This window comes from Pseudomonas sp. Colony2 (assembly GCF_019382755.1).
In the GTDB taxonomy this organism is placed as follows: domain Bacteria; phylum Pseudomonadota; class Gammaproteobacteria; order Pseudomonadales; family Pseudomonadaceae; genus Aquipseudomonas.
In genome coordinates, this window is the sequence record NZ_CP080030.1 from 3,187,417 (window position 1) to 3,195,494 (window position 8,078).

8 protein-coding genes are annotated in these 8,078 nt (G+C 61.5%); 2 read left to right on the forward strand and 6 right to left on the reverse strand.

Annotated elements, in window-relative coordinates; all coding sequences use genetic code 11:
• Positions 1-273 precede the first annotated feature (273 nt).
• Positions 274-984 (forward strand): FadR/GntR family transcriptional regulator, encoded by a 711-nt coding sequence (locus JV201_RS12870; protein WP_008435219.1) that lies wholly within the window; start codon positions 274-276, stop codon positions 982-984.
• 6 nt (positions 985-990) lie between these two features.
• On the opposite strand, the gene JV201_RS12875 is transcribed toward JV201_RS12870, so the two are convergent.
• Positions 991-1,833: an alpha/beta fold hydrolase gene (locus JV201_RS12875; protein WP_177019981.1), complete on the reverse strand. Its 843-nt coding sequence runs from the start codon at positions 1,831-1,833 to the stop codon at positions 991-993.
• A 288-nt stretch (positions 1,834-2,121) separates the two neighbouring features.
• On the opposite strand from JV201_RS12875, the gene JV201_RS12880 reads away from it, so the two are divergent.
• On the forward strand, positions 2,122-2,709 hold the full coding sequence (locus tag JV201_RS12880) for a LysE family translocator (RefSeq protein ID WP_219407028.1): 588 nt from the start codon (positions 2,122-2,124) through the stop codon (positions 2,707-2,709).
• Between the two features lies 1 nt (position 2,710).
• Here the strand turns inward: JV201_RS12880 and JV201_RS12885 are convergent, their stop codons facing one another.
• The 5 genes from JV201_RS12885 to JV201_RS12905 form a co-directional block, all read right to left on the reverse strand.
• Entirely contained in the window at positions 2,711-3,535 is an 825-nt protein-coding gene (locus JV201_RS12885) for an AraC family transcriptional regulator (protein ID WP_219407164.1), read from the reverse strand.
• Positions 3,536-3,598: 63 nt separating this feature from the next.
• Entirely contained in the window at positions 3,599-3,760 is a 162-nt protein-coding gene (locus tag JV201_RS12890; RefSeq protein ID WP_157222841.1) for a hypothetical protein, read from the reverse strand.
• A gap of 155 nt (positions 3,761-3,915) precedes the next feature.
• A complete protein-coding gene (locus JV201_RS12895; protein ID WP_371315636.1) occupies positions 3,916-6,384 on the reverse strand; it encodes a TonB-dependent siderophore receptor in 2,469 nt (822 codons plus the stop codon).
• A gap of 96 nt (positions 6,385-6,480) precedes the next feature.
• Complete coding sequence (locus JV201_RS12900) at positions 6,481-7,440, reverse strand: FecR domain-containing protein (protein WP_177117100.1); 960 nt, start codon at positions 7,438-7,440, stop codon at positions 6,481-6,483.
• Positions 7,437-7,967: a sigma-70 family RNA polymerase sigma factor gene (locus JV201_RS12905; protein WP_134326409.1), complete on the reverse strand. Its 531-nt coding sequence runs from the start codon at positions 7,965-7,967 to the stop codon at positions 7,437-7,439. The genes JV201_RS12900 and JV201_RS12905 overlap by 4 nt, the downstream gene beginning before the upstream one ends.
• Between the last annotated feature and the right edge of the window lie 111 nt (positions 7,968-8,078).

Sequence of the window (8,078 nt, forward strand, 5' to 3'; positions counted from 1 at the left end):
CTGATTATTGTTGTGCGGGGACGTATTTGGGTTGTCAGAGATGTCTGACAACTTGATAGACATCATACAACTGCATTTTCAGAGATGGCAACCCTTTGTAGGAGCGAGCTTGCTCGCGAAAATCGTCAACGATTACGCGGTTTGGTGCAATGTTTGAGCTGCGACGGGTTTTTTCGCGAGCAGGCTCGCTCCTACAGGTATTTGTTTGTTGTCATACAAGTTGGGGCTTCCAAAAATGCTAGTATTGCCAGGCGCCCCTGAACGGAATTCCTGATGCAAAACCCCAGCTCGGCACCTCATCGCAAGCGCTCCCCGGGCCTTGCCCACGACATCGTCACCGCGTTGACCCAGCAGATTCTCCTGGGACAGATGGCGCCGGGTGAGAAGCTGCCATCCGAGTCCGCTATCGTGGGCGAGTACGGCGTCAGTCGCACGGTGGTGCGCGAAGCGCTTTCCAAATTGCAGGCCGCCGGGCTGGTGGAAACCCGCCACGGTGTCGGCACCTTTGTGCTGGAGCGCGACGAGCGCCACGGCCTGCACCTGACCCACGACACCGCGGCCAGCGTGCGCGGCATTCTTGAACTGCGCATGGGCCTGGAAACCCAGGCAGCCGCCCTGGCAGCCTTGCGCCGTACCGATGAACAACTGCAGCAGATGCGCCAGGCACTGGATGATTACCAGGATTCACTGGCCAATAACGACAGTGCCGTTGAGCCTGACGTGCGCTTCCATCGCCTGATCGCCCAGGCCACCGGCAACACCTATTTCACCGACGTGATTTATCACCTGGGCCACTCGGTAATCCCACGCACCCGGATCAATGCCGAGGAACGCGGCGACGCGGACCTGATGGAGCTGGGGCGCCTGGCGAACCTTGAGCACGAGGCGATCCTGAAAGCCATCCGCCGCCAGGACCCGGACGCGGCCCGGGCCGCCATGCTGTTGCACTTGAGCAACAGCCTGGAGCGGATGACAGGAGAGTAGGCGGGGCTATTTGCTGTCCAGGAAGTCCAGCAGCGCGGCATTGAACAGCGTCGGGTCCTGCAGGAATGCGAAGTGGCTGGTGTTCGGCAGAATCAGCAGGCCCGCTCCCGGAATGGTCGCCGCGATGTATTCGGTGTGTTCTCGCTTGATCGCCTCATCGTGGTCGCCGTCGACAATCAGGATCGGAGTCTTGATGGACGCCAGTTGCGCGTCGGTCCAGTTGGGTTGGCTGGCCCACATATGGCTGATCTGCTCGACGAAGGCGTCGTACTCTTTTGGCGTCGGCGAGTGCCTGGCGTACTCCTTGCCGGCGCGCTCGATGAAGGCGGCGAAGGTCGGATTTTTCTCTACGCCATCCTTGACCCCGGAGGTCTGGGTGTTGGCGGCAAAGGCAAACACCTTGCCGATACGGTCGGGATGGCGCAGGGCAAGATCGATACCGATGATTGCGCCGTCGCTCCAGCCGACGATATCGGCGCGGGGGATTTTCAGGCTGTCGAGTACGGCGACCACATCATCGGCCATCAAGTCGTAACCGAAGGGGTTCTCGTCCCGGGAACTGCGCCCGTGGCCACGGCTGTCGAGGCTGATGACCGTGTGTTTGGCGGCCAGCGCCTTGACCTGGTTGCCCCAGTAATCGGAATTGGACAGGCCGCCGTGCAGCAGGATCACCGGCGAACCATGTCCGGTCTTGGTGTAGTAGACCTTGATGCCGTTGACGGCGGCATAGCCGGTCTTGGCCCCCGCAATCGGTGCCGGGGTGGGCGGAAGGGTTTCCCAGCGTTCCGCGGCCTGAACCCCGGAGAAGGATAGCAGCAGGCAGGCAGCTGCCAATAAGCGACGTGACATGGCGATTCCTTTTTTGTGAGCAGGTTGAGGTCATCCGGCCAGATGTGCGCTCGACTCTAGCACCGTGCCTACCTTGGGAAACACGCATTTTTTCCTATCAAAAACGCCCGTTGGAAAGAGAAAAATACAGTTATATCAATGGAATAAATTTGTCTTTTGCAGCGGGTGAGCTAAAGGTTTCAACTGGTGGTTTTTTCGGTCATTCCCGGCAGGGGCATTTTCTTCAATACCGTGATCCGTCTTCCCCTTAAGGTTCAGTCCGTACCCGCACAACAAAAAGGAACTGCAATGAGCTTGATCATTTCCATGGCCGCCTTCGCCCTGGCCACGTCCATCACCCCGGGACCGGTGAATGTGGTGGCCCTCAGTTCAGGCGCGCGCTTTGGGTTTGCCGCCAGCCAGAAGCATGTGGCCGGGGCCGCGCTGGGGTTCACCTTGCTGCTGGTGCTGATTGGCCTGGGGCTGCATGAGGTGCTGGTGCGCTGGCCGCTGCTGACGCAGTTGATTCAATGGGGCGGGGTGGCCTTCCTGTTGTACATGGCCTGGAAACTGGCCGTGGACAATGGGCGCCTGGACGCTGAAGGCACGGCCACGGCGCCCTCGATGCTCTACGGCGCGATCATGCAGTGGCTCAACCCCAAGGCCTGGTTGGCGTGTGTGGCGGGCATGGGATTGTTCGTGGCCGACGGCGATGCGCAGCAAGTCTGGCTGTTCGCGGTGCTCTATCTGGTGATTTGCTACCTGTCGGTGGCGTGCTGGGCCTATGCCGGCACATTTTTGCGGCGCTACCTGAATAATCCGCAGGGCGTGCGTCTGTTCAATCGCTCGATGGCGGCGTTGCTGGTGGCCAGCGTGGGATATTTACTGCTCGCCTGAATCAGCCGCGATATTGCCCGGGCGTTGCCGCCAGGTGCTGTTTGAACGTGCGCTGGAAATGCGCCTGATCAGAAAAGCCGGCCGCCAGTGCGACGTCGGCGATCAACTGGCCGCTGCGCAACTGGGTGCGGGCAAACTGAATACGGCGATTGACCAGAAACGCGTGGGGTGTCATGCCGTAATACTGCTTGAACGCACGAATCAGGTACGACGGTGACAGTTCAGCCGCCTGGCAAATGTCTTCGAGCTTCAGGGCCTCGGTGCAATGTTCGCGGATATAGTCGGCGGCCCGCTCCAGCTTGTGATTGACCTCGCGCACCGGGGTCTCCGACGGGTTGAGGCGTTGTTGCACCTCGGTGAAAAAACTCACCACCGCACTCTGCTTGTGCAGGTGTTCGGCGTGGTTGTCCACCAGCACCTCATACAGCTCGTTCAGCCCGCGGTACAGCGCGACATCCGTGGTGTGGGTGGCGGTGAACGGACGAAAGTCCTGGTCCTTGCTGAAACCCAACTGATGCTGCAGGTCGGTCAGCCAGGCCGTATCGATATACAGCATGTGATAGGACCAGGGCAGATCATCAATGGGGTTGCAGGCGTGGACATCCCCGGGATTCATCAAGACCACGGTGCCGGTGCTGATCTTGAAGGTCGATGCCCCATGGATGTACAGGCTCTGCCCGGCCGTGATCGCGCCGATGGAAAAGTGCTCGTGGGCGTGGCGGGTGTAGCAGACCTTCCGCCCGTCGGCGATGGTGCGAGCCTCAATGAACGGCAGGCGTTCGTCGCGCCAGAAGGCCGGGGCAGTCGGTTCGAGGGGCGATCGCATCACTACAAGTCTCACCGGGAAACAATGCAGTGAATGATTACACAGAAATAGGCCTGCAACGTTTCATTTCATGGTTTCGGGTTCCATTCTGCGCAGGAAACCGATCCGCGGATCTACGCCGTTGATGGCGTCTGCCAGGGAAAGGGGTTGCTTCGCCGCCGCTCGCGCCTCATCGGCGCCTGTCAGCAAGTTCAGCAAGTGCGAGAGAAAGGGCAGATCTTCCATGTCAGTTCGGCTCCGTGCGGGTCGCCCACGTTTTATGGGCAACCGGAGCCCTCATCCTCGGATGGCCCGGGAAGGAACAACAGACGTACCTTCCTGACGGGATGTAGCCCGAGTCGACTGCCGTTGCAAGCGCTACGGCAGTCTGGCGTTTGGGCTCAAAAATCCCAGCGGGTCGCCAATTGCAGGCTGCGCGGCTCGCCGTAGAAGCCGGTACCGAAGTTGCCCAGGCCGGTGTAGTACTTTTTGTCGAACAGGTTTTTCACGTTCAACGTGGTGCTCAGGTGCTCGTTGAAGCGGTAGCGCGCCATGACGTCCACCAGGAAGTAGCTGTCCTGGGTAATGCGTGAGTTGTGGCCGAAATTCACCGAGTCGTTGGGATCGGGCTGGAACACATTGCCGAAGAACTCGCTCTGCCAATTCACGCCGCCACCCACGGTCAGGTTCTCCAGGGCGCCGGGCAGGCGATAGGTGTTGAACAACCGCACCACTTGCTGGGGCGTGGTGGTTTGCAGCACGGAGCCGTAGACGTAATCGCCGTTGGCGTCACGGCTGTGCTGGTAGGTGTAGCCCGCCGAGACGTTCCAGCCGTCCAGCACTTCACCGGCCAGTTCGACTTCAAAGCCCTTGGTGGTGGCGCCGGCAATCGGGCGATACACCGAGTCGGTCTCAAACCCGGAAACGTACTGCGCAACGTTGTCCTGTTCGATGCGGAATGCGGCGAAGCTGGCGTTCAGGCGGCCGTCGAAGAAAGCGGCCTTGAGCCCGGCTTCGTAGGTATCGCCTTCAATCGGATCGAGCAACTTGCGGTCGGCGTCCTTGCTGTTTTGCGGTTTGTAGATCTTGGTGTAGCTGGTGTACACCGACCAGATGTCATTCAGGTCGTAGACGATACCGGCATAGGGCGTGACGACGCCGGTCTGGCGGTAGGTGAAACGGTTGTCGGCCTTGGTCGGGTCGTAGAAGTCGGTGTTGTCGGTGCCGCTGAAGTTGCTGACGCGGGTGCCAAGGATCACCGACAGGTCATCGGTGGGTCTCAAACGCGTGGCCAGGTACGCGCCGGTCTGGCGTTGCACGATGTCGTTCTGGCCGCTGCGGGGAATGTCAGGCTTCGGGTATTCGCCGCGCCAGTCGTAAATGCTGCCGCCCACGGGCGGGTAGATCGAGCCGTACACCGGCACGTCCTGCTTCGAGCGGGTGGCCATGAAACCCATGATCAATTCATGCTCGCGCCCGAACAGGCTGAAGGGGCCATTGAGGTTGATGTCCAGGGTGTTTTGCACCTGGTCACCCTTGTATTTGCCCATGAACATGTACATCCCGTTGCCCGTGACCGGGTCCGGGTTGCCGCCGCTGGCGGAGGCGAGCAGGGTGTCGTGTTGGCTGCGCTTGCGGTCGAGGCTGACTTTCAGCGACCAGTCGTTCGCGAGCTTTTGTTGCACCGAGGCAAACAGGGTCTGGTTCTGGAAGTCGCGGCGGCTCCAGTCGGCGGCCGGGTTGAAGGACCGCGAGAAGTCGGTGCGTGAACCGTTGCTGAAGTACATCGGGAAGCCGGTCCAGCTGGCGCCACGGGAGCGGGTGTCCTGCTGGTCGATGCCGAAGGTCAGCAGGGTGTCCGGCGTCAGGTCGGCTTCGAGGATGCCGTAGGCAATGTCCTTGGTGTTCTGGTAGTGGTCCAGGTACGACTGGCGATCCTGATACACGCCGACGAAGCGCCCGCGCACGTTGCCGGAGTCGGTCAAAGGCCCGGAAATATCGCCTTCGGTGCGGTAGTTATCCCACGAGCCGAAGGTCTGGGTGACGGAAGCCTTGAAATCCCGGGTGGGCTTTTTGCGAATCAGGTTGACCGTGGCCGAAGGGTCGCCCGAACCGGACATCAGCCCCGCTGAACCCTTGATGATTTCCAGGCGGTCATACACCGCCATGTCGGTGCTGGTGGTCCCGTAGTCATACACGCCGTCGTAGGTGGAGTTGACCCCGTCGTACTGGAAGTTGGTGATCGGCAGGCCGCGGCTGGAAAACTCCCAGCGTTCGCTGTCGTAATTCTGCACGCTCACGCCCGGTGCACGGCGCAGGGTGTCGGCGATGCTGGTGGAGCCCTGGTCGTCCATTTGCTGGCGGGTGATCACTGTTACCGACTGCGGCGTCTCGCGCATCGACAACGCCAGGCCGGTGGCCGAAGCCATGGCGCCGGTGGTGTAGGAGTGCGTATCTTCGGTGGTGGCGCCCAGGCCTTCGCCGGAGATGGTGGTGGCGCCCAGTTCCAGGGCGCCGGTGTTGGCCGGGACCAACTCCAGCACGTAGCCGTTGTTGCCCTGGGGCACGGCCTGCAAGCCGCTGCCTTGCAACAGCCGTTGCAAACCGCTGGCCGGGGTGTAGCTGCCGTTGAGGCCCGGGCTGGTTTTGCCGCTGGCCAGGCTGTTGTGACCGGCGAAAAAGATCCCGGACTGCTCGGCGAAGCTGTTCAGCACGTTGACCAACGAACCCGCGGCGATGGTGTAGTGGCGGGCCGTTTCCTGAGTCGACGGTGACTCGGCGGCTTGCGCGTCGAGCGCGCCCAGGCACAACAAGGTAGCAGTAACGGCCAGCGCCAGCGGGCGCAAAGTGAAGCGAACGGGTTGCGACATGAACATTCCCTTTGGATCAAATCGATCGGCGAATTGAAAGCATCTGCAGGGTTTACCGAACGAGTTTTGGAAAAGGGAACTGACGGCTGAAAGTTTTTATGCGCCTGGGTGTTTGGGCCTGACCGTGACCCACCACGGCATGAGCGTGTCGACCTGAATCGGTAGCGCGGCCTGTAGCAGGCGCAGTGCGTGGTCGCTGTCTTTGAGGGGGAACGAACCCATTACCGGCAATTGCGCCACGGCGGGATCACAACCCAGGTGGCCGGGGCGAAAACGATTGAGTTCGGCGACCAGTTGGCCAAGCGGCAGGTTGTCGGCCAGCAGTACGCCACGGCTCCAGGCCTCACGGGTGGCGGATGCGGGTGAATGGAGATTGAACCCATCGCGGGTGAAGGCCACTTGTTGCCCGGCCTCGATGATTCGTTGTTGCCGGCTGGCGGCGGTGCGCACTTCAACCCTGCCTTCAAACACATTGAGCAAAGTGCTGTCGCCGTCCTGCAACACGCTGAAGCGGGTGCCGAGTGCCCGCAGGCGACCCTGCTCAGTCTCCACCAGAAACGGGCGGTTCGGGTCCTTTGCGGTCTCGATCAGCACTTCGCCGAAACGCAGGTGCAGCAAGCGCTGGACCCGGTCAAAACGTACATCCAGGGCGCTCAAGGCGTTCAGCCACAGGCGGCTGCCATCGTCCAGCAGCGCTTCGCGGGTTTCACCGCCGGCGGTTGCGTAATCCGCACTCCAGCCTCCCACCAACCGGGGCAGGGCGGTGTTGCGCCAGGTGCCCCAGGCCAGCGTTGAACCGGCACACAGCACCAGCAGGGTCTTGAGCGTCTGGCGCCGAGAGCTGCGCAACGCACGGCTGGCGCTGTGGGATTGCTCGGCCAACGGCGCAAAGCGTTGGCTGACCCGTTCTACATAGCCCCAGGCGGCCTGGTGTTCCGGACTTTGCCCGAGCCATGCCTGCCAGTGCTGGGCAGCCTCTGGCTGATCCTGCAGGCGTACGTACCATTGGGCCGCTTGCTCAAGGCTGGCATGGCTGAGCTTTCCGGGGCTGTTCACTCCACGAGCATCCCGTCCAGTTCGGCTTCCAGCACCGCACAATGCAGCAGCGCCTGGGCCAGGTATTTTTTCACCATCCGTTCGCCTACCCCGAGCTGTTCGCCGATCTGCTTGTAGGGCGTACCGTGCAACTGCGCCAGCAGGAATGCCTCGCGGACTTTGTGGGGCAGCCGCGCGAGCATGGCATCCACTTCGTACAGGGTTTCGACAATGATTGCCCGCTGCTCCGGCGACGGTTGCAGGGCTTGCGGCCGGTCCGCGAGGCTTTGCAGCCACGCTTGTTCCAGTTGGCGCCGACGCCAGTGATCAATGCACAACCCCCGGGCGATGGTGGCCAGGTAGGAGCGCTCCCGCGTCTCATCGGCGCCGGCCGGCGGGCGCTTGAGTACCCGGATGAAGGTGTCATGGGCCAGGTCCGCCGCATCCCAGCGATTGCTCAGGCGCCGGCGCAGCAGCCCCAGCAGCCAGGAATGGTGATTGCCGTAGAGGTCGCTGAACGAGGTGGACGGGGTCGACACAGTATCCATGTGGCGCAGAAGCCTTGGCGTAAATAAGAATTGGTCGCGATTAAACCAAAGGGCCGGGCACTGCGCAAATGATATTGGTTTGCTTTTGCGGCGTTGTCAGAGCCCACGCTT

Excerpts from the sequence above, each read along its gene's own strand:
- JV201_RS12905 (WP_134326409.1), bottom strand. The coding sequence starts at position 7,967 with ATGGATACTGTGTCGACCCCGTCCACCTCGTTCAGCGACCTCTACGGC.
- JV201_RS12875 (WP_177019981.1), bottom strand. The coding sequence starts at position 1,833 with ATGTCACGTCGCTTATTGGCAGCTGCCTGCCTGCTGCTATCCTTCTCC.
- JV201_RS12885 (WP_219407164.1), bottom strand. The coding sequence starts at position 3,535 with ATGCGATCGCCCCTCGAACCGACTGCCCCGGCCTTCTGGCGCGACGAA.
- JV201_RS12870 (WP_008435219.1), top strand. The coding sequence starts at position 274 with ATGCAAAACCCCAGCTCGGCACCTCATCGCAAGCGCTCCCCGGGCCTT.
- JV201_RS12895 (WP_371315636.1), bottom strand. The coding sequence starts at position 6,384 with ATGTCGCAACCCGTTCGCTTCACTTTGCGCCCGCTGGCGCTGGCCGTT.
- JV201_RS12880 (WP_219407028.1), top strand. The coding sequence starts at position 2,122 with ATGAGCTTGATCATTTCCATGGCCGCCTTCGCCCTGGCCACGTCCATC.
- JV201_RS12890 (WP_157222841.1), bottom strand. The coding sequence starts at position 3,760 with ATGGAAGATCTGCCCTTTCTCTCGCACTTGCTGAACTTGCTGACAGGC.